Origin of the sequence: Methylobacterium sp. J-078, assembly GCF_022829285.1 — a bacterium.
GTDB lineage: Bacteria > Pseudomonadota > Alphaproteobacteria > Rhizobiales > Beijerinckiaceae > Methylobacterium.
In genome coordinates, this window is record NZ_JAKSYI010000074.1 from 1 (window position 1) to 20,582 (window position 20,582).

Genomic DNA, 20,582 nt, shown 5'->3' on the forward strand with positions numbered 1-20,582 from the left:
CGACCACGAACAGCACGCCCTCGGCCTCCGGGTCGGGCTCCGGCGCCTCGCTGCCGCCGCCTTGCCCGACCTCCATCAGGTACTGCGCGAAGGTCTCGGAGAAGCCCGAGAGCGGGCGCGACAGCATCCAGGCGCGGGTGCCCTCCCAGAAGGGCAGCACCGAGGTGACGATGTCGCGCATCACGCCCTTCGGGATGACCGCGTAGGCCTCCGTAAACACGGCCCGGCCGGTCATCAGCGCGGTCTGGGGCGGCAGGCCGCCGCAGGGCGGGTTGTAGGGCGAGGCGGTCATCCGAGGGGCTCCGTGTCGGGCAGGTGTGGCGAACTTCGCCGAAGTGCGTCAAGGCACCGGCGGCCGGGGCTCAGCGCGCCTCGTCGCGGACGAGGTCGGCCGCCAGCGCGTTGTGGCGGGCGACGAGGCTCTGCGTATCCAGCGTCGTGAGCCGTCCCTCGCGCACCACGACGCGGCCGTCGATGACGCTCCAGGCCACCCGCTGCGGCGCGCAGAACACCAGGGCGGCGACCGGGTCGTGCAGGGCGCCGGCGGTCTCGAGACCCCGCATGTCGAAGGCGACCACGTCGGCCGCCATCCCGGGCGCCAGGACGCCGATGTCGTCGCGGTTGAGCACCTGCGCGCCCCCGAGGGTCGCGATTTCCAGGGCCTCGCGCCCGCTCATCGCGGCGGGTCCGAACCCGACCCGGGCCAGCAGCATGGCTTGCCGCGCCTCACCCAGCATGTGCGAGCCGTCGTTGGAGGCCGAGCCGTCGACGCCGAGCCCGACGCTCACGCCCTCGCAGCGCATCCGTCCCACGGGGGCGATGCCGGACGCCAGTCGCATGTTCGAGCAGGGACAATGTGCGACCCCGGTGCGGGTGCGGCCGAACAGGCGGATGCCGGCCTCGTCGAGCTTGACGCAGTGCGCGTGCCAGACGTCGGGCCCGACCCAGCCGAGTTCGGCCGCATACTCGGCCGGCGTGATCCCGAACTTTTCGCGGCTGTAGGCGATGTCGTTCTCGTTCTCGGCCAGGTGCGTGTGCAGGCCGACGCCGTAGGCGCGGGCGAGCTCGGCCGATTCGCGCATGAGGTCGCGGCTCACCGAGAAGGGCGAGCACGGCGCCACCACGACGCGCCGCATGGCGAAGCGGGCCGGATCGTGCCAGCGCTCGATCAGCCGGCGGGTATCCGCGAGGATCGCGGCTTCGTCCTCCACCACCGCGTCGGGGGGCAGGCCGCCCTTGCTCTGTCCGACGCTCATGGCGCCCCGGGCCGCGTGGAAGCGCATGCCGATGGCCTCCGCCGCCTCGATGGAATCGTCGAGCCGGCAGCCGTTCGGGTAGATGTAGAGGTGGTCGCTGGAGGTGGTGCAGCCCGACAGGATCAGCTCGGCCATGGCCGTCTGGGTCGAGACGCGGATCATCTCCGGGGTCAGGCGCGCCCAGATCGGGTAGAGCGCCTTCAGCCAGCCGAACAGCTCGGCATCCTGCGCGGCCGGCACCGCCCGGGTCAGGGTCTGGTACATGTGGTGATGGGTGTTGACGAGGCCGGGCAGCACCACGTGACCCGTCATGTCGATCACCGTGTCGGCCGTCTCGGGCAGGGCGTCGCCCGAGCCCACCGCGACGATGCGGTTGTCCTCGATGTAGACGCCGCCGCCGCGAATCTCGCGCCGCGCCGCGTCCATCGTCACGAGAACGTCGGCGTTTCTCAGGAGCAGGGAGGTCATCGCGTGGTGTCCTTCAGCCAGGCCGCGAGAACCTGCCGCTCGTCCGGCGTCATCTCGGTGACGTTGTTGGGCGGCATGTTGTGGGTCAGCACGGCGTGCCGGCGGATCGCCTCGGCCTGCCGGCCGATGGCCGGCCCGCTGTCCAGCCGCACGCCCTTCGGCGCGACCCCGATGCCCTCCCAGGCCGGCTCGGCGGCGTGGCACATGGCGCAGCGTCCCATGACGAGGTCGACGACGTGCTCGGGCGGCGCCGCGGCGGCCACCGCGACCACGGGACCGGCGGAGGCCAGGGTGACGACGGGGGCGGCCTCGGCGAGGGGCGTCAGGCCCAGCACCGAGCGGCCGCCGGCGCTGCCGGCGAGCGCCACCGCGAAGGCGGCGCCGAGCCCCGCCGTGGCGGCGGCCCAGGCCCACCAGGGCGAGCGGCCGTGGTCGTCGTGGCGGACGTTGTAGAAGAACCGGATCACCGCGCCCGAGGCGGTGATCAGCACCACGATCAGCGGGATCGTCGCGTTCGACCCGAACAGCATCGGGTAGTGGTTCGAGATCATCAGCAGGATTACCGGCAGCGTCAGGTAGTTGTTCTGCGCCGAGCGCTGCTTGGCTTGGCGGCCGAGGTTCGGGTCCGGCCGCTCGGCCCGCATCAGTGCGGCCACCACCTTGCGCTGGTTCGGGATGATGACGAGGAAGACGTTGCCGGCCATCCAGGTCGCCATCAGGGCGCCCGTATGGATGAGCGCGCCCCGGCCGCTGAACACCTGCGCGAAGCCGAAGGCCGCCATCGTGATCACGAGGAGCCCCACCGCCGCGAGCCCGGACTCGCTCTGCCCGATCGGAGAGCGGCAGATGCGATCGTAGACCAGCCAGCCCAGCGCCAGCGCGCCGATGCCGAGGGCCGTGGCAGCCGGGGCGGACAGATCCATCACCGCGGGGTCGACGAGGTAGAGCTTCGACTGCGCGTAGTAGATCCACGCCAGCAGCACGAAGCCCGACAACCAGGTCGTGTAGGCCTGCCACTTGTGCCAGGTCAGGTCCGGCGAGAGGTGTTCCGGGGCGACGAAGTACTTGCGCATCTCGTAGAACCCGCCACCGTGCACCTGCCAGGCGGCGGCGCCCTCCCCGGCCGGAATCTCGGGCGTGCGCTTGAGCGACGCGTCGAGGTGCATGAAGAAGAACGACGAGCCGATCCAGGCCATCGCCGCCACGATGTGAAGCCAGCGCAGCAGCAGGCTTCCCCACTCCCAAACGAAGCTCTCCACGGCTCATCCCTCCGGTTGTCCGGCGTCGATCCTAGCGATGGACGGCGCGTTGTATGCCCGCCGAATTCCTTGTCAGTTTTCGAATTTTTCGTAAGCTGACGGGACGCCAGGAGCGCGGCACCGTGCGATTGTTCTGCCGCGCTACGGCTTTCGCCCGAATCGGACCCCGGGGCCTGCGATGTTGTCGCTGGAATCCATCCGCATCTTCATGCGCGCGGCCGAGACCGGCAGCTTCTCGGCGGCCGGGCGCTCGCTGCGGCTGTCGCCGTCCGTGATCAGCTACCGCATCCAGACCCTGGAGGAGCATCTCGGCTGCCTCCTCCTCACGCGCACGACGCGGCGGATGAACCTCACGGAGGCGGGCCGGGTGTTCTACGACCGCTGCCTCGACGTGGCGGCCTCCGTCGAACTGGCGGAGAAGAGCGTCGAGACGCAAGGGGCGGCCCCCCGCGGGACCCTCAAGGTCACGGCGCCCTTGAGCCTCGGCCGCCGCGTGGTCGCGCCCCTGATCCCGGCCTTCCGCGAACGGCACACCGAGGCCGACGTGCATCTGCGCCTCTCGGACCACCTCCTCGACCTCGTGCAGGAGGCGGTGGACGTGGCGGTCCGGCTCTCGCAGATGCGCGATTCGACCTTCACCCTGCGCAAGGTCGCGGATGTGGAGCGTACCTTGTGCGCGGCTCCGAGCTACCTCGCGGAGAACCCCGCGCCGGAAAGCCCGGCCGAGCTTCTCGACCATTCCTGCCTGCTGCTGCGCTTTCCCGGCTCGGAGCAGTTCCGCTGGACGCTGCTCGACGGCGACGAGGCCCTGACCCTGCCGGTGGCCGGGCGCATCGACGCGGACGACAGCGACGTGCTGACCGAATGGGCCCTCCAGGGCCAGGGCATCGCCCTGAAACCCGTCTACGAGGTGGCGCCCTATCTGGCCGACGGGCGGCTCGTGACGGTGCTGCCGCAGACGCCGCCGACCTCCGTCACCCTCGGGGTGGTGTACCCCTCGCGCAAGATGCTGCCGAACCGGGCCAAGACCTTCGTGGAGATGACGACGGAGGCGCTGCGGGGGTATGTCGGGGGGCAGTTGGGGTTGGTGGGGCGGCGGTTGGTGCGGTAGCGTTCAGCATCTTGGCGTTACGACGGTATGAATGGCCGAGATGAGCGGGGCCGAACCTCATCCAACACGGATCGGAAGCGTTCTGATCTTCCTCCGCTCATTCTGCGTGTTCCAATACAGGAGGCAAACTTTGGGTGGGGCTGCACGGCTAATTGAAATTTCAGCGCCGCGCTCTCGAAGAAACCTCCTGAAACGCGATGCGTTTCTACGGCCAAATACTCCAATGTATGTTTGCCAGGGCCACCAGCGTCGATAAGTGGCGTATCCGCTGAATGCCCAATTGAGTTCTTTCTCTTGGATCAATTCCTCGACTCTCTTGCGTTCCGCAATGCAAACGAGCGCATCGCCGTTAGGGGCGAAATGTGAATCGCGGAATAGGTAGACATGAAGCACCTCAGGCATGCTCAAATATAGCACTATCTTCCTGAGGTGTATATGAATTCAAAACAAGCATTGATGCGAGTGGATGATTCGCCACTTGGATCATGAACGCCCAACGAGGCTGCTTCTTCCGAGAAGATGGTACTCGGAATCGCTGCGGCTTCGCCTCGCGCTGTTGGCGTGAGGCGGAAGCTGCATTGGTCCCCTGACAAGAAATCACCCCGCCGCCGGCAGCCGATCCTTCAGGCGCAGCCAGGCGATCCGCTCGATCTGCCGCAACGCCTCGGTGAGTTCCTGCTCCGCGTCGTTGCGCAACCGGTCCTCGAAAGCCGCCAGGATCTCCTCCCGGGAGCGGCCCTTGATCGCCATGACGAAGGGTAGGCCGAAGCGGTCGCGGTAGGCGGCGTTCAGCCGCTCGAACTGGGCCAGTTGCTCGGGGGTCAGCGCGCCGAGGCCCGCGCTGCTCTGCTCGGCGGTGGAGGCGTCCGTCAGGCCGCCGCTTTGGGCGAGGCGGCCGGCGAGTTCGGGGTGGGCCAGCACCAGGGCGCGCTGGTTGTCCGCCGGTTGGTTGCGGAGTGACTGGACCAGGGCGGCGTGGAGGCCCTCGGCCGTGTCCTCGCGGGCGGTGAGGCCGGCTTGCCAGGCCGCGAGCGCGATCTCCGGCGTGTCCTCGAAGATGTCGCCGAAGCGGGTGAGGAACTGCGAGGCGCTCATCGTGCTCGGGCGCAGGGCTGGCGCCGGGTGCCGCTCGGCCCAGTGCCGGGCGATGTCGATGCGGCGGGCCAGCCAGACGCCCTCGTGGGCCGCGACGTGATCGAGAAAGCGCGACACCGCCGCGATGCGCCCCGGCCGGCCGACGAGCCGGCAATGCAGGCCCACCGACATCATCTTCGGCGCGGTCGCACCCTCCGCGTAGAGCGCATCGAACGTGTCGCGCAGGTAGGTGAAGAAGTGCTCGCCGGTGTTGAAGCCCTGCGCGGTGGCGAAGCGCATGTCGTTGGCGTCGAGCGTATAGGGCACGACGAGGCCGGTGCCGGCCTGTCCGTGGAGCCAGTAGGGCAGGTCGTCGGCGTAGGAATCGGCGAGGTAGGCGAAACCGCGCTCGAGACCGAGCTCCAGCGTGTTGGCCGAGGAGCGGCCGGTGTACCAGCCCTGCGGCGGCGCCCCCGTGACCGCCGCGTGCAGGCGGATCGCCGCGTCCATCTGGGCGCCTTCCTCGGCGCGGCTCATGTCGCGGTGGTCGATCCACTTGAGGCCGTGGCTGGCGATCTCCCAGTCGGCCTCCTTCATCGCGGAGACGACCTCCGGGTTGCGCGCCAGCGCCGTGGCGACGCCGAACACCGTGACGGGCACGGCGCGTTCCGTGAACAGCCGCCACAGGCGCCAGAACCCGGCGCGGGAGCCGTACTCGTAGAGCGACTCCATGTTCATGTGGCGCATGCCCGGCCAGGGCGCGGCCCCGACGATCTCGGACAGGAAGGCTTCCGAGGCGGCGTCCCCGTGCAGGATGCAGTTCTCGGCCCCCTCCTCGTAGTTGAGCACGATCTGCACGGCGATCCGGGCGCCGCCCGGCCAGTCCGCCCGCGGCGGCGTGCGGCCGTATCCGATCATGTCGCGGGAGGTATGCATGACTGACCCCGGGTTGGCCGCCCGGTCGGGGCGGACTCGTTTGCGCGTGATGCCAGGATAACGCCACCGCCCCCGGCGATTGATCGGAGATTTTCGAAGCTGCTCCCGGAAATCCGGGATGGTGCGGACGACCCGATCTGCAATCGTCGCGGGGCAGGCATAACGCCATCGCATAACTGCCAAGCTTCCGGTCGCAGAGCGGCCACGAGGGGGACCGCTCTCATGACCGTCGCCACCGCGCCCGAGGCCCGCCGCCTCACGACTCATGTGCTCGACACCGCCACCGGACGCCCGGCGGCGGGACTGACCCTGCACCTCTGGCGGATCGAGGGCGCGTCCCGCACCTGCCTCGCGACGGTCGCGACGAACGCGGACGGCCGCTGCGACGCACCCCTGCTTGCCGGGGATGCGGTGGTGCCCGGCACCTACGAGATCGCCTTCGAGGTCGGCGCTTACTTCGCGCGGATTTCGGCCGGCGACGCGCCGGCCTTCCTCGACACCGTGCCGGTGCGCTTCCGCATCGCGCCGCAGGGCGCGGGCACGCCCCCCCACCTGCACGTGCCGCTCCTGATCTCCCCCTACGGCTACAGCACCTATCGCGGAAGCTGAGCCGATCCTCCGGACCGTCAGGGCGCGCCGCAAGACGCCCGCCGGCCCATCGCGCCACCCAGCCAAGACACCACCCAGCCAAGACGCCATCTGGCGAAGACGCCACGAGACTTGGCCACCAGCGAGGAACGCCCCATGGCCGACATCAAACCGGCGACGCCCGAGACACCGGCAACCCTCAAGACTCAGGGATGCGCCGAGACCAACGCGGTCGACGCGATGCTGCCGATCCCCAAGCTCGCGGCCTACGGCATGCAGCACGTGCTCGTGATGAGCGCCGGCGCGGTGGCGCCGCCCCTGATCATCGGTGCGGCCCTGAACCTCTCGGCCGAGACGGTGGCCTTCCTCATCAACTGCGATCTCTTCGTCACCGGGCTCGCGATCCTGATCCAGAGCCTCGGGTTTCCGGGCTTCGGCGTGCGCCTGCCCGTCATCATGGGCGTCAGCTTCGCCTCGGTCGGCCCGATGGTGGCCATGGCCCAGGACCCGACGATCGGCTTGCCCGGCATCTTCGGCGCGACCATCGCGGCCGGGCTTTTCGGCCTCGCGATGCGGCCGTTCTTCTACCGCCTCGTGGCGTTCTTCCCGCAACTCGTCACCGGCACCGTGATCCTGATCATCGGGGTGACGCTCCTGCCGGTCGGCATCCGCTGGGCAGGCGGCGGCGCGGGGGCGGCGGATTTCGGCGCGCCGGTCCATCTGGCGGTCGCTGGGCTCGTGCTCGGCGTGATCCTGGTCGTCAGCCGCTTCGCCACCGGGTTCGTGGCCAATATCGCGGTGCTGATCGGCCTCGTCGCCGGCCTCCTCATCGCCTGGCCGCTCGGGCTGTTCCACCTGGAGGGTCTGGCCACCCGCCCGGTGCTCGAACTCGTCACGCCGTTCCGCTTCGGCTGGCCGACCTTCCACCTCTCGGCGGTGGTGGCGATGTGCATCGTGATGATGGTCACCCTCGTCGAATCGACGGGCATGTTCCTCGCGGTCGGCGACATCGTGGGTAAGCCCGTCGACCGGCCGACGCTCACCCGGGGCCTGATGGCGGATTCGCTCTCGACCCTGATCGCCGGAATCTTCAACACCTTCCCGCACACCTCGTTCTCGCAGAATGTCGGCCTCGTGAACATGACGCGGGTGCGCAGCCGCTACGTCACCGCGACGTCGGGCTTCATCATCCTGGCCGTCAGCATCTTCCCGAAGCTCGCCTTCGTCATCGCGTCGATCCCGCCGGCCGTCCTCGGCGGCGCCGGCATCGTGATCTTCGGCATGGTCGCCTCAGCCGGCCTCAAGATCGTGGGCGAGGCCGATCTCGGCGATCGCCGCAACCAGATCGTGGTCGCGGTCTCGATCGGCCTGTCGCTGATCCCGATGGCGGCCCCCACCTTCTTTTCCGCCACCATGCCGGACTGGACCGGGCCGATCCTGCACAGCGGCATCACGCTGGGCTCCATCAGCGCGATCCTCCTCAACCTGCTGCTGAACTCCGATCGCCTCGGACAGGCTTCGATCGAGGCGGCAGGCCATGGCGCGGCCCCCGAGGCGGCCGGCGCCCCCGCCCCGGCCGCCCTCGGCCGGGCGGCGTGAGGGAGGGACCCATGACCGACGCTCCGAGCCCGACCCTGTCGCGCCGCAACTTCCTCGGGGGAAGTGCCGCCGCCGGCATCGCCATCAAGGTGTCGTTCCTGCGCGGGACGGCCCGAGCCGGCCTCGTCGAGGGCGCGACCCGCCCCGGCCCCGCCTGGATCGCCGGGGGCAAGCCGCGCACCCGCCTCGACGCGGTGGCCAAGGTGACGGGCGCCAAGACCTTCACCCGCGACTACCGCGCCCGCGACCTCGCGGGCTGGCCGGACCGCCAAGCCCATGCCTTCCTGATCGCGGCGACGAAGGCCGACCGCCGCTTCGAGGATCTCGACCTCTCCCGCCTCGGCGAGGCCCTGCGGCCCGACCGGATCGTGCGCCACGAGGACCTGGTGGCGGACGGGCTCGGCGTGCCGCCGCATCCCGACTTCTTCGGCGACCGCTTCCTGGTGCCGCGGGGCGAGACCCCTCGGCTCCTCGGCCAGCCGGTGGCGATCCTGATCTACCACGACTATCCGCGCTACGCGGCGGCCAAGCGGCGGCTGCGCTTCTCCGACGACGTGGTGCGCTACGGCGAGGCCACGGCCTATGCCCCGCCGCCCCATTACGGCGCCACTCGCTGGGTCCGGGTCGCGGGCGAGGCCCCGGAGGACGAGGACCGGTTCTCGCCCTTCCGCGACGCGCCGATCTTCACGGGCTTTACCGGCGACCAGCCGGCCTGGCCGGCGGCCGGGACGGAGGGCGCCTCTGCCCGCGGCATGGCGGCGGCCGAGGCGATCGCCGCCGAGATCGCAGGCGCCGGCGCGGACGCCCTGGTCGTCAGGCGTGCCTTCGTCTCGCAATCCGCCGACGCCTCCGCGATGGAGCCCGACAACGGGAACGTCTGGTACGACGCGGCGAACGGCACCCTGCACCTGATGATGGCGACCCAGGCGCCCCACGCGGTGGCCGAGACCGCCGCCGCCCTGGTGAAGGGCTCGCGCTTCCCCGTGACGGAGGTGGACCTCAAGGCCGGCTACACGGTCGGCTACGGCACCAAGGACCATCACATCCATCCGCTCCTGTGCGTGCTCGCCGGGCTCTACGGTGAGGGCCGGCCGGTGCGGCTTGCCAACGACCGCTTCGAGCAGTTCCAGAACGGCCTCAAGCGCCACAGCTTCCGCATGGACACGACCCTGCTGGTCGACCGTGCCACGGGGCGGTTCCGCGCGATGACCGGAGCTTACGTCTGCGACGGCGGCGGACGCCCGAACTACTCGATGTCGGTGTCCTTCGTCGGCGCCACCGCCGCGCAATCGATCTACTACCTGCCGAAGAGCGACTTCCAGGCGGTGGCGCTGGCCTCCCGCGCCGTCGATGCCGGCTCGACCCGGGGCTACGGGACGCTCCAGACCATGTCGGCCACCGAGATGCTGGTGGACGAGGCGGCCGAATTGCTCGGCATGGACGCCATCGCGCTGCGCCAGGCCAACGTCTTCCGCACGGGCCAGCGCAACAGCCAGGGCGCCGTCCCGGCCGGAGCGCTGCGCAACGACGAGATCCTGGCGCGGGCGGCCGCGCACCCGCTCTGGCGCGAGCGCCAGGCCCGCAAGGCCGCCTACGAGGCCGCCCATCCGGGACGGCGCTACGGCGTGGGCTTCGCGCAGGTCCAGAAGGATTACGGCACCGGTGCCGAGGCGGCCCTCGCCAGCCTGGAGATCGACCCGCGCGGGGGCCTCACCCTCGCCCACGTGGCGCACGAGATGGGGCCGGGTGTCACCACCTCGCAGGCGGTGATGGTCGGCGAGATCTTAGGCGCCGTGCCGGAGCGGACGGAGTTCGGCGTGGTGCGCTGGCCCCAGATGCCCCTGGAGACCGCCGACCAGCCCTACACCACCTCGCAGGCCGACGAGGACCGACTGGCGCAGAACCCGCGCTGGACGCCGCGCTTCACCTCGCCGATGAGCGCGACGAACTCGGCCTACTACCTCGGCCACGCCACCCGCACGGCGGCCCGCTTCCTGCGCGACCACGCGCTCTGGCCGGCGGCCCGCTCCCTCTGGAGCCGCGGCCCCGGTGGCGGGGCACTCGCCTCCTACCACACCATGCGCCCCGAGGAATTGCGCTTGGCCGACGGCACCGTCTCGGGGGCCGGCCTGCCGCCGCTACCCCTGGCTCGGGTGGCGGCCGAGGCGCACCGGCTCGGGCTGCCCGTCGGCGTAACGCTCCACACCTTCAACCGCTGGCAGTGGACGGAAGGCCTGTTCGACCTGCCCGGCGACGGCCGCACCCGGCTTCCCATCGATGCCCTCGCCCTGCGCTACGGCGCGGGCGCGCCGCCGGAGCGGCAGGCCCTGATGGACACGGCCGGCTGGCACTTCGTCGAGCGGGCGGCGGTTTTCTATCCCCCGACCCAGCGCAACAACGTCGGGACCACCTACTATTCGCCGATGGCGACGCTGGCGGAGGTGGCGGTCGATACCGGCAGCGGCGCCGTCACGATCCTGTCGCACCACGCGATCCTCGAATGCGGGCGCCAGGTCGTGCCCGCCCTGGTCTCGGGCCAGGTCCAGGGCGGCCTCGCCATGGGCATCGGCCACGCCCTCAAGGAGTTCCTGCCCCTCTACGAGGACGGGCCGGGCGACGGCACCTGGAACTGGAACCGCTACGAGCTGCCCCGCGCCCGCGACGTGGCGGTCTGGAACCAGACCGTGGAGATCCTGCCCCCGCTCTCCGAGACCGACCCGCCGAAGGGCATCGCCGAGGTGGTGATGATCGCCGTGGTGCCGGCGCTGGCCAATGCCGTGGCCCACGCCATCGGACACCGCTTCCACACCCTGCCCATCCGGGCCGAGAACATCCGCGAGGTGCTGGCATGACGATGCCGATCCAGGACCAGGCCCTCTCGCTCACCGTCAACGACGTGCCGGTCGGGCCGATACCGGTGCCGCGCGGCACCTCCATGCAGGAATTCCTGCACGAGTGGCTCGGGCTCACCGGAGCCCGCATGGGCTGCGGCCAGGGCATCTGCAACGCCTGCACGGTGATGGTCGAGGAGGACGGCAAGGTCCCCCGCGAGATGCGCACCTGCATCACCGGCGCGCACTGGTTCGAGGGCCGGCGCGTGCGCACGGTGGAGGGCCATGCCTGCGAGGAAGCCGACGGCAGCCTCACCCTCTCGCCCGTGCAGACTGCCTTCGTCGAGGCCTTCGCCTTCCAGTGCGGCTACTGCACCCCGGGCTTCGTCACCGCCGCGACCGTCCTGGTCGAGCGCCTGAAAGCGGCCCCCGTGCCGCGGGACGCGGTGGAGGCCGTCGTCACCGAGGCGCTCGACCACCACATCTGCCGCTGCACCGGCTACGTCCGCTACCACACCGCCGTGCGCGACCTCGTGCTCGCCACGCCCGGCCTCGTGACCGCGTGAGGCCGCAGATGCGCAAGACCCTCCTCGCCGTCGCCGGCCTCGCCCTGGGGGGCGCGGCTTTCGCCGGCCTCCTCGCCTCCGGTGCGCTGGAGCGCAGCGTGGTCTCCCGCGCGGTGGAGACGCCGCTCGGCGCCGACCAGATCCGGGCGCTCGCCCCGCGCGGGGCCGCAGTCGCCGCGGCGGCCGATTGCTATGCCTGCCACACCGCCAGGGGCGGCGCCCCTTGGGCCGGCGGCATGCCCTTCGAGACGCCCTTCGGCACCATCCACGCCACCAACATCTCGCCGAGCCCGGAGGGGATCGGTGGCTGGAGCCGGGCCGAGTTCCACCGGGCCCTGCGCGACGGCATCGCGCCGGGCGGGCGTCACCTCTACCCGGCCATGCCCTACACCTCCTATCGCGGCATGACCGAAGGGGATGTCGACGCCCTCTACGCCTACCTCATCACCCGCGAAAAGATGCCGGTCGCCAACCGCCCGAACGGCCTCGCCTTCCCGTTCGACCAGCGCTGGACCCTGAGCGCCTGGAACCTCCTCAACCTGCCCGCCGCCGTGGCGATGCCCGATCCGACGCGCTCGGACCTGTGGAACCGGGGTCGCTACGTCGCGGAGGCGCTCGGCCATTGCGGCGAGTGCCACACGCCGCGCAACCTGATGCAGGGCCTGCGCGGCGAGGCGGCCCTCACGGGGGCCGTCATCGAGGGGCTGGAGGCGCCCGACATCACCCCCGCCGGGCTGGCGCGGATGGGTTTCGCGCCGGCGAGCCTCGCCCGCTTCATGGGCACCGGCCTCTCCGCGCAGGGCGGGGCCACCCACCAGATGTTCGAGGTGGTCCACTACTCGACCCGGCACATGGCGCAAGCGGACCTCGCTGCCATGGCCGCCTACCTGTTCGACCGCGACACGCCCGGCGCGGAGGCGGATCCGGCCGCACCGGCGGCGGCGCCCCTGGCGGCCGCGGTCTCGGGCCGGGCCCGGGCCAGCTATGACGGGCTCTGCGCCGGTTGCCACGGCGCGCAGGGCGAGGGCATCCCGCACGTCTCGGTGGCGTTGCGCACCAATGCGGGCCTGCGCACGGCGAGCCCGGCCAGCGTCGTGCGGGCGGTGCTCGCCGGTCTGCCGGCCCAGACGTTCCCGGGCGGCGAGCGGATGGAGGCGATGCCGGGCTTCGCGGCCGATCTCGACGATGCGGCGCTCGCCGACCTCACGAACTGGATGCGGACCGAATGGGGCGGTCAAGCCTCGACCTTGAGCCCGCAGGACATGGCGGCGATCCGCGCCGCGATCACCCCGCGCCACGCCGCGCGCGACTGACGACGAGCGGGAGAGGCGCGCCATGGATCAGCTCACCGGGATGCGGGTCTTCGTGCGGGTGGCGGAGCTCGGCAGCTTCTCCCGCGCGGCGGAGGATCTCGAGGTCGCGCAATCCACCGTGACCAAGGCGATCGCCTGGCTCGAGACCCGCCTGGGCACCCGGCTCATCAACCGCAACACCCGGGGGCTCGGCCTCAACGAGGCGGGTCGGCTCTACTACGAGACCTGCCGCGCGATCCTGCGCCAGATCGAGGAGGCCGAGGGGTTGGTGCGGCGCCACGACGCCGAACTCGACGGGACCCTGCGGATCTCGACCTCGGTGGCCTTCGGCGAGGCGGTCCTCGGGCCGCTGCTCCTGCCCTTCATCCAGGCGAACCCGCGCCTCAGGGTCGACCTCACCTGCGAGGATTCCTACGTCGACCTGATCGCCCGGGGCATCGACGTGGCGCTCCGCATGGGCCGGCTCGCCGACTCGTCGCTGGGCGGGCGCTATCTCGGCGCCAACCCCTGGGTGATGGTGGCCGCACCCGGCTACCTCGCTCGCCGGGGCCGCCCGGAGGCGCCTGACCAGCTCGGCGCGCACGATTGCGTCGTCTATTCGAGCGTGCAGGGCGATGCCGTCTGGCAGATGCGCGGCGCGGACGGGCGCATGCACGCGGCGAGCGTGCGCGGCTGCCTGCGCTCGAACAACCTGCCGACCCTGCTGTCGGCGGTGCGCTCCGGCCTCGGCATCGCGATCCTGCCCCGTTACGTCGCGGAGGGCGCCCTGCGCTCCGGCGAACTCGCCGAATGCCTGGTCGGCTACGCCCTGCCCGATCAGGAACTCTACGCGGTCTTCCCCTCCCCCAAGCTCGTCCCACGCAAGGTCACTTCCCTGATCCGCCACCTCGTGCCGCGCCTGCGCGATGCTTGGTGGCGCGGCGAGGCCGAAGGTGCCCTATTCCAGGATGGAATAAATCAAATCGACTGAGGCATCTTCGCAAGTACAGTTCAGGTCTATAAAAATAAAACACGCCAAAAATCAGCGGGAGGCAGATGTGTCCAAGATGCGCGCGATCGATGCCGCGGTCCTCATCCTCGAGCGCGAGGGCGTGACCTGTGCCTTCGGGGTTCCGGGCGCGGCGATCAACCCCCTGTACTCGGCCCTGCGGGCGCGCGGCTCGATCCGCCACATCCTCGCCCGCCACGTCGAGGGGGCCTCGCACATGGCCGAGGGCTACACCCGGGCCAAGGCCGGCAACATCGGCCTGTGCATCGGCACCTCGGGTCCCGCCGGCACCGACATGATCACGGGGCTCTATTCGGCGTCGGCCGATTCCATCCCGATCCTGTGCATCACCGGCCAGGCCCCGCGCGCCAAGCTCCACAAGGAGGATTTCCAGGCCGTCGACATCGAGGCCATCGCCAAGCCGGTCACCAAGTGGGCGGTCACGGTGCGCGAGCCCGCCCTGGTGCCGCAGGTGTTCAGCCACGCCTTCCACCTCATGCGCTCGGGGCGCCCGGGGCCCGTCCTGATCGACCTGCCGATCGACGTCCAGGTCGCCGAGATCGAGTTCGACGCGGACGCCTACGAGCCGCTGGTGCCCTACAAGCCGGCCTGCTCGCGGCGCCAGGCCGAGCGGGCGATTCGTATGCTCCAGGCCGCCGAGCGCCCGCTGATCGTGGCGGGCGGCGGCATCGTCAATGCCGATGCCTGCGACCTCCTGGTGGAATTCGCCGAACTGACCGGCGTGCCCGTCATCCCGACCCTGATGGGCTGGGGCGCCATCCCCGACGATCACCCGCTCATGGCCGGCATGGTCGGGCTCCAGACCAGCCACCGCTACGGCAACCGCACCTTCCTCGAATCCGACTTCGTCCTCGGCATCGGCAACCGCTGGGCGAACCGCCACACCGGCTCGGTCGAGGTCTACACCAAGGGCCGCACCTTCGTGCACGTGGACATCGAGCCGACGCAGATCGGGCGCGTCTTCGGCCCCGACCTCGGCATCGTCTCGGATGCCGGGGCGGCGCTGAAGGAATTCATCGCTGTCGCCCGCGACCTGAAGGCCAGCGGACACTTGCGCGACCGTGCCCCCTGGGCGGCCTCCTGCGCCCACCGCAAGCGCGCGATGCTGCGCAAGTCCCACTTCGACGCGGTGCCCCTGAAGCCCCAGCGCGTCTACCAGGAGATGAACGAGGCCTTCGGACAGGACGTCTGCTACGTCACCACCATCGGCCTGTCGCAGATCGCCGGCGCGCAGTTCCTGCACGTCTACCGGCCGCGGCACTGGATCAATTGCGGCCAGGCCGGGCCCCTGGGCTGGACCTTGCCGGCGGCACTCGGCGTGCGCGCCGCCGACCCCGACCGGAAGATCGTCGCGCTGTCGGGCGATTACGACTTCCAGTTCCTGATCGAGGAACTCGCGGTCGGGGCGCAGCACAAGCTGCCCTACCTCCACGTCGTGGTGAACAACTCGTATCTCGGCCTCATCCGCCAGTCGCAGCGCGGGTTCGGCATGGATTTCGAGGTCAGTCTGGCCTTCGACAACATCAACGCGCGGCCCGACGGCGACGCGGTGCCGGGCTACGGCGTCGATCACGTGGCGGTGGCCCAGGGGCTCGGGTGCAAGGCCATCCGGGTGAAGAGCCCGAACGAATTCAAGGAGGCGTTCGCCCGGGCCGAGGCGCTGATGGCCGAGCACCAGGTCCCGGTGGTCCTGGAATTCATCCTGGAGCGGGTCACCAACATCGCCATGGGCACCGAGGTCGACGGGGTGAACGAGTTCGAGGAGATCCTCTGCCTCGACCCGGAGCTCTCGCTGTGCACGAGCCAGACCCTGCCCGCGCCGGCCGCCGCCTGACGCACCCCGCGAATCCGGAGGACATCCCATGCCGCGCTTTGCCGCCAACCTGACCATGCTCTTCCAGGAGCACGACTTCCTCGACCGCTTCGGAGAGGCCGCGCGGGCGGGCTTCCGCGGCGTCGAGTTCCTGTTCCCCTACGAACACCGCACGGCGGCGATCGCCGAGCGACTCGCGCGCCACGATCTCAGTCTGGTGCTCCACAACCTGCCCGCCGGCGACTGGGCGGCGGGCGAGCGCGGCATCGCGGTGCTGCCCGAGCGCAGGCTCGAATTCCGCGACGGGGTCGCCCGCGCCATCGACGCGGCCGGCGCCCTCGGCTGCGGACAGGTCAACTGCCTGTCGGGCATCGCGCCGTCCGGGCTCGGCCGCGACCGGCTGCACGACACGTTGCGCGAGAACCTCGCCTACGCGGCGGCGGCGCTGAAGCGGGCCGGGATCCGGCTCCTGATCGAGCCGGTGAACACCCGGGACATCCCCGGCTTCTTCCTGACCGGGACGGCTCAGGCCGTGGCCCTGATCGACGAGGTCGGCTCGGACAACCTCTTCCTGCAATACGACGCCTACCACATGCAGATCATGGAGGGGGATCTCGCCCGCACGATCGAGGCGAACCTGCCGCGCATCGCCCATGTCCAGCTCGCCGACAATCCCGGCCGGCACGAGCCCGGCACCGGCGAGATCAACTACCCCTTCCTGTTCGGGCACCTCGACGCCCTCGGCTACCGCGGCTGGATCGGCTGCGAGTACCGCCCGGCCTCCGGTACCCGGGACGGCCTGTCCTGGTTCGCCCCCCACCGCGCCTGAGCCGCCCGCCGGATCACGAGGACCAAACCCATGGCAGACATCGGATTCATCGGGCTCGGCATCATGGGCCGACCCATGGCGGAGAACCTGATCAGGGCCGGGCACCGGCTCTATCTGAAGAGCGGGCGGTCGGTGCCCGAGGCGCTCGTCGCGGCGGGCGGCACGGCGTGCGCCACGGCCCGCGCGGTCGCCGAGCGGACCCAAGTCGTCATCACCATGCTGCCGGACACGCCGCAGGTGGCCGAGGTGCTGTTCGGCGCCGACGGGATCGCCGAGGGGCTGGAGCCCGGCAAGATCGTGATCGACATGAGCTCGATCGACCCGATCGCCACCAAGGACTTCGCCCGGCGCATCGACGCGCTCGGCTGCGATTACCTCGACGCGCCGGTCTCGGGCGGCGAGGTCGGCGCCCGGGCGGCGAGCCTCACCATCATGGTCGGCGGCCCCGAGCGCGCCTTCCTGACGGCGATGCCCCTGTTCGAGGCCATGGGCCGCAACATCACCCGGGTCGGCGGCAACGGCGACGGCCAGACCACCAAGGTCGCCAACCAGATCATCGTGGCCCTCACCATCGAGGCCGTGGCCGAGGCGCTGGTCTTCGCCTCCAAGGCCGGTGCGGACGCAGGCCGGGTGCGTCAGGCCCTGATGGGGGGCTTTGCCGCCTCGCGCATCCTGGAAGTGCACGGCGAGCGCATGGTGACCCGCGCCTTCGAGGCCGGCTTCCGGATCGACCTGCACCGCAAGGACCTCAACCTCGCCCTCCAGGGGGCCCGTACCCTCGGCGTCGCCTTGCCCAACACCGCCACCGCCCAGCAGCTGTTCACGACCTGCGCGGCGCAAGGGGGCGGCGACTGGGATCATTCCGCGATGGTGCGCGCCCTGGAACTCATGGCGGCTCACGAGATCACGGCGGGCCCACGCTGACCGGTCGACACCAAAGTCCGGTCCGCCCGGGGCGCGACCGCAGGTCCTGTGAACGGGGGGAAGAGTCCATGCTGGCAAGAACGCTGATGGCGGTCATGGTGTCGGTCGCGCTGGTCGGCCACGCGCGGGCTGCCGATCCGGCCGCGCTGGCGCCCGAGGCGCCGGCCGCCGGGCAAGCGCCGTTCTTTCTGTTTTCGGACACGCAGGTGAGCTACCGCTACCAGTTCCCCGCGGCGAACCCGGGGAGCCAGGTTCAGCGGGCGGACGGGAGCTTTCGCAACCAGGACGCGCCCAAGCACATCCTCAACCTGTCGCACGCGGATGCCTGGGCCTACGGGACGAACTTCTTCTCCCTCGACATCCTGAAGTCGGGGGCGCAGTTTCCCGCCGGCACCACCAACGCGCCGGGGGGCTTTGCCCAGTACGATTACGGGAACACGGAGGCCTACGGGCTCTACCGGGGCACGCTGAGCCTGAACGCGCTCACCGGCACCAAGGCCTTCGTGGTGCCGGGCCTCGTCAAGGACGTCTCGCTGGCCTTCGGCTTCGACGCCAACGCGCAGAACGACGCCTTCGGCTCGAAGAAGCGCGACGTGGTGGGGGGCCTGAACTTCGCCTTCGACGTGCCGGCGGGCTTCCTGAACGCCTCGGTGCACGCCTACAAGGAATGGAACCGCAACGGCTTCAACCTGGGGGCGGACCGCTACACGAGCTTCGACGTCGTGCCGGAGTTCGAGATCGTCTACAACTTCCCGCTGACCTTCACGGGGCTGCCGCTGAGCATCGCGGGCTTCAACAACATCGTGCTGCCCAAGGGCCGGGGCGTGGACAACCCGGCCGCCTTCGCGTTCAATCCGAAGACGGGCCTGGAATTCCTGTCGCGCACGAACCTGGTTCTGGACGTGGGCAAGCTGATCTACGACCAGCCCAACCGGGTCGATGTGTTCATCGGCTTCCAGTACTGGCACAACAAGTTCGGCAACGTCGAGCGGGTCAACTTCAAGGGCACCGAGGAGAAGAGCTTCCTGGCCGGCGTCGCCTTCCACGTCTTCTGAAGATCAGGGCCGGCCCTCAAGCGTCGCGCCGGCCCCGACCCCTGGTTCCTCTCGCGAGAAGGCGGCCGTTCGCGGCCGGATCCGTCATGCGCCGCAACCGTCACGCCAAGATCGTCGCCACCGTCGGGCCGGCTTCGTCCTCGCCCGAGATGCTGCACCGGCTGTTCCTGGCCGGGGTCGACACCTTCCGGCTCAACTTCAGCCACGGTGCCCAGGACGACCACGCCCGGGTGCATGCCGCCATCCGCGCGCTCGAGCGCGAGACCGGCCGGCCCATCGGCATCCTGCAGGATCTGCAGGGTCCCAAGATCCGCCTCGGACCCTTGGCCGGCGGGCGCCGCGAGGTCGCGGCCGGCGAGAGCCTGCGCTTCGTGCTGACGCCCACGGACGCCGCGCCCGACGCCATCCCCCTGCCCCACCCCGAGATCTTCGCCGCGGTCGCGCCGGGCCAGGACCTCCTCATCGACGACGGACGCGTGCGCGTGCGCGTCACCGGCCTGACCGGCGACAGCATCGAGGCCGAGGTAATCATCGGCGGCACCCTCTCCGACCGCAAGGGCGTCAACCTGCCCGGCACCCTGCTGGCCGTCTCTCCGCTGACCCCGAAGGACCGGGCGGACCTCGCCTTCGGCCTCGAACTCGGGGTGGACTGGGTGGCACTCTCCTTCGTGCAGACCCCCGCCGACGTCCTCGAGGCGCGCGCCCTGATCGGCGACCGGGCCGGGCTGATGACCAAGATCGAGAAGCCCCAGGCCCTCGAGCGCATCGAGGACATCATCCGCCTCTCGGACGCCGTGATGGTGGCCCGCGGCGACCTCGGCGTCGAGATCCCGCACGAGGACGTGCCGGGGCGCCAGAAGGAGCTGATCCGCGCCTGCCGGCTGGCGGTCAAACCCGTCATCGTCGCCACCCAGATGCTCGATTCGATGGTTTCGGCCCCGACGCCGACCCGGGCGGAGGCCTCGGACGTGGCCACCGCCATCTACGACGGGGCGGACGCGGTGATGCTCTCGGCCGAATCCGCCACGGGGCGCTTTCCCGTCGAGACGGTGGCGATGATGGCGCGCATCATCCACCGCACCGAGACGCACAAGCTCTACCGCTCGCTGATCACCGCCTCCGATCCGGGCGAGGAGGAGACGCCGCCCCACGCGGTGGCGGCGGCCTCGGCGCACCTCGCCGACGCAGTGGGGGCCGCCGCACTCGTGGCCTACACCCTGAGCGGCACCACCGCCGCGCGGGTGGCCCGGCGCCGGCCGGAGGTGCCGATCCTGGCCCTCACGCCGGACCGGGGCATCGCGCGCCGGCTCTGCCTGCTCTGGGGGGCGCACAGCGTCCAGGCGGCGGAGGTCGACACCTACGAGGCGATGGTGGAGGGCGCCATCGCGCATGCCGTGGAGGAAGGCTTTGCCCGCCCCGGCGACCGTGTCGTCATCGCCGCCGGCATTCCCTTCGCCGTCGCCGGAACCACCAACAACATCCGCATCGCCCAGGTGCCCCCGTCCTAGTGGTTTGACGCTGACGAAGGATTCCCGGGCGCGAGGGTAACATGCGGGTGTCGGGCGAACGCCTGACGGTGCAGGAGGTCGTCCACGCCATCCTCGACAACGATGCCACCCGCCCGCACTCCACGATGTGCGGATGGCTGGCGCGGCACTCGCGCCGGCCCGCCCACGTCGCCCCAACCTCGGCTTCTTGTCTCAACGCGGCCGAGGGCTGTTCTGCGCCCTGATACGCCGACGGTTCGGATGCGGCACCTTCACCGGACGCGTCGATCTTCCAGACACCATCAAATCCCGGGATCAACTGTCTAGAGCTGTGCCCGGCAGTGTTGCGACGGGAGGGCGGCTGAAGCGTTGACCGGTGAAGGAGTCTGCGATGCCTTCACCGTTGTCTGTCGATCTACGCGAGCGCGTCGTGGCGGCCGTGGCAGGGGGCGCGTCCTTTCATC

The 20,582-nt window shown here is 70.6% G+C and carries 16 protein-coding genes and 1 pseudogene; 13 read left to right on the plus strand and 4 right to left on the minus strand.

Annotated features, from left to right (window positions below; translation table 11 throughout):
* The 3 genes and pseudogenes from MKK58_RS12325 to MKK58_RS12335 form a co-directional block, all read right to left on the minus strand.
* A pseudogene (locus MKK58_RS12325) lies at positions 1–292 on the minus strand ((S)-ureidoglycine aminohydrolase); the annotation flags it as partial.
* A gap of 70 nt (positions 293–362) precedes the next feature.
* The gene (locus MKK58_RS12330) at positions 363–1,724 is read right to left on the minus strand and encodes an 8-oxoguanine deaminase (RefSeq protein WP_243912337.1); all 1,362 of its coding nucleotides are present in this window, start codon (positions 1,722–1,724) and stop codon (positions 363–365) included.
* Complete coding sequence (locus MKK58_RS12335) at positions 1,721–2,983, minus strand: urate hydroxylase PuuD (RefSeq protein ID WP_243912338.1); 1,263 nt, start codon at positions 2,981–2,983, stop codon at positions 1,721–1,723. The genes MKK58_RS12330 and MKK58_RS12335 overlap by 4 nt, the downstream gene beginning before the upstream one ends.
* A gap of 178 nt (positions 2,984–3,161) precedes the next feature.
* On the opposite strand from MKK58_RS12335, the gene MKK58_RS12340 reads away from it, so the two are divergent.
* The gene (locus MKK58_RS12340) at positions 3,162–4,094 is read left to right on the plus strand and encodes a LysR family transcriptional regulator (protein ID WP_243912339.1); all 933 of its coding nucleotides are present in this window, start codon (positions 3,162–3,164) and stop codon (positions 4,092–4,094) included.
* Positions 4,095–4,691: 597 nt separating this feature from the next.
* Here MKK58_RS12340 and puuE read toward each other — a convergent pair.
* Positions 4,692–6,104 (minus strand): allantoinase PuuE, encoded by a 1,413-nt coding sequence (gene puuE / locus MKK58_RS12345; protein WP_243912340.1) that lies wholly within the window; start codon positions 6,102–6,104, stop codon positions 4,692–4,694.
* A 222-nt stretch (positions 6,105–6,326) separates the two neighbouring features.
* Here puuE and uraH point away from each other — a divergent pair, with 222 nt between their 5' ends.
* From uraH to MKK58_RS12405, 12 genes are all read left to right on the plus strand, one after another.
* Positions 6,327–6,713 carry a hydroxyisourate hydrolase gene (uraH, locus tag MKK58_RS12350; RefSeq protein WP_243912341.1) on the plus strand — a complete coding sequence of 129 codons (387 nt, stop codon included), beginning with the start codon at positions 6,327–6,329 and terminating at the stop codon, positions 6,711–6,713.
* 219 nt (positions 6,714–6,932) lie between these two features.
* The gene (locus MKK58_RS12355; RefSeq protein WP_409565237.1) at positions 6,933–8,291 is read left to right on the plus strand and encodes a nucleobase:cation symporter-2 family protein; all 1,359 of its coding nucleotides are present in this window, start codon (positions 6,933–6,935) and stop codon (positions 8,289–8,291) included.
* An 11-nt stretch (positions 8,292–8,302) separates the two neighbouring features.
* Entirely contained in the window at positions 8,303–11,143 is a 2,841-nt protein-coding gene (locus tag MKK58_RS12360; RefSeq protein ID WP_243912343.1) for a xanthine dehydrogenase family protein molybdopterin-binding subunit, read from the plus strand.
* The gene (locus tag MKK58_RS12365) at positions 11,140–11,688 is read left to right on the plus strand and encodes a (2Fe-2S)-binding protein (RefSeq protein WP_243912344.1); all 549 of its coding nucleotides are present in this window, start codon (positions 11,140–11,142) and stop codon (positions 11,686–11,688) included. Before MKK58_RS12360 ends, MKK58_RS12365 begins: the two co-directional genes overlap by 4 nt.
* Positions 11,689–11,696: 8 nt before the next feature.
* On the plus strand, positions 11,697–13,001 hold the full coding sequence (locus MKK58_RS12370) for a c-type cytochrome (protein ID WP_243912345.1): 1,305 nt from the start codon (positions 11,697–11,699) through the stop codon (positions 12,999–13,001).
* Positions 13,002–13,023: 22 nt separating this feature from the next.
* Entirely contained in the window at positions 13,024–13,971 is a 948-nt protein-coding gene (locus MKK58_RS12375; RefSeq protein ID WP_243912346.1) for a LysR family transcriptional regulator, read from the plus strand.
* A gap of 67 nt (positions 13,972–14,038) precedes the next feature.
* The gene (gcl, locus tag MKK58_RS12380; RefSeq protein WP_243912347.1) at positions 14,039–15,844 is read left to right on the plus strand and encodes a glyoxylate carboligase; all 1,806 of its coding nucleotides are present in this window, start codon (positions 14,039–14,041) and stop codon (positions 15,842–15,844) included.
* Positions 15,845–15,872: 28 nt separating this feature from the next.
* Complete coding sequence (gene hyi, locus MKK58_RS12385) at positions 15,873–16,652, plus strand: hydroxypyruvate isomerase (protein WP_243912348.1); 780 nt, start codon at positions 15,873–15,875, stop codon at positions 16,650–16,652.
* A 30-nt stretch (positions 16,653–16,682) separates the two neighbouring features.
* Entirely contained in the window at positions 16,683–17,576 is an 894-nt protein-coding gene (locus MKK58_RS12390) for a 2-hydroxy-3-oxopropionate reductase (protein ID WP_243912349.1), read from the plus strand.
* Between the two features lie 68 nt (positions 17,577–17,644).
* On the plus strand, positions 17,645–18,631 hold the full coding sequence (locus MKK58_RS12395; protein ID WP_243912350.1) for a hypothetical protein: 987 nt from the start codon (positions 17,645–17,647) through the stop codon (positions 18,629–18,631).
* Positions 18,632–18,717: 86 nt separating this feature from the next.
* Positions 18,718–20,139 (plus strand): pyruvate kinase, encoded by a 1,422-nt coding sequence (gene pyk, locus MKK58_RS12400; RefSeq protein ID WP_243912351.1) that lies wholly within the window; start codon positions 18,718–18,720, stop codon positions 20,137–20,139.
* Between the two features lie 41 nt (positions 20,140–20,180).
* Positions 20,181–20,363, plus strand: a complete 183-nt coding sequence (locus tag MKK58_RS12405; RefSeq protein WP_243912352.1) for a hypothetical protein — start codon at positions 20,181–20,183, stop codon at positions 20,361–20,363.
* Positions 20,364–20,582: the final 219 nt, after the last annotated feature.

Coding starts and splice junctions, on each gene's coding strand:
- MKK58_RS12330 (WP_243912337.1), bottom strand. CDS start 1,724: ATGACCTCCCTGCTCCTGAGAAACGCCGACGTTCTCGTGACGATGGAC.
- MKK58_RS12340 (WP_243912339.1), top strand. CDS start 3,162: ATGTTGTCGCTGGAATCCATCCGCATCTTCATGCGCGCGGCCGAGACC.
- puuE (WP_243912340.1), bottom strand. CDS start 6,104: ATGCATACCTCCCGCGACATGATCGGATACGGCCGCACGCCGCCGCGG.
- uraH (WP_243912341.1), top strand. CDS start 6,327: ATGACCGTCGCCACCGCGCCCGAGGCCCGCCGCCTCACGACTCATGTG.
- MKK58_RS12355 (WP_409565237.1), top strand. CDS start 6,933: ATGCTGCCGATCCCCAAGCTCGCGGCCTACGGCATGCAGCACGTGCTC.
- MKK58_RS12360 (WP_243912343.1), top strand. CDS start 8,303: ATGACCGACGCTCCGAGCCCGACCCTGTCGCGCCGCAACTTCCTCGGG.
- MKK58_RS12365 (WP_243912344.1), top strand. CDS start 11,140: ATGACGATGCCGATCCAGGACCAGGCCCTCTCGCTCACCGTCAACGAC.
- MKK58_RS12370 (WP_243912345.1), top strand. CDS start 11,697: ATGCGCAAGACCCTCCTCGCCGTCGCCGGCCTCGCCCTGGGGGGCGCG.
- MKK58_RS12375 (WP_243912346.1), top strand. CDS start 13,024: ATGGATCAGCTCACCGGGATGCGGGTCTTCGTGCGGGTGGCGGAGCTC.
- hyi (WP_243912348.1), top strand. CDS start 15,873: ATGCCGCGCTTTGCCGCCAACCTGACCATGCTCTTCCAGGAGCACGAC.
- MKK58_RS12390 (WP_243912349.1), top strand. CDS start 16,683: ATGGCAGACATCGGATTCATCGGGCTCGGCATCATGGGCCGACCCATG.
- MKK58_RS12395 (WP_243912350.1), top strand. CDS start 17,645: ATGCTGGCAAGAACGCTGATGGCGGTCATGGTGTCGGTCGCGCTGGTC.
- pyk (WP_243912351.1), top strand. CDS start 18,718: ATGCGCCGCAACCGTCACGCCAAGATCGTCGCCACCGTCGGGCCGGCT.
- MKK58_RS12405 (WP_243912352.1), top strand. CDS start 20,181: ATGCGGGTGTCGGGCGAACGCCTGACGGTGCAGGAGGTCGTCCACGCC.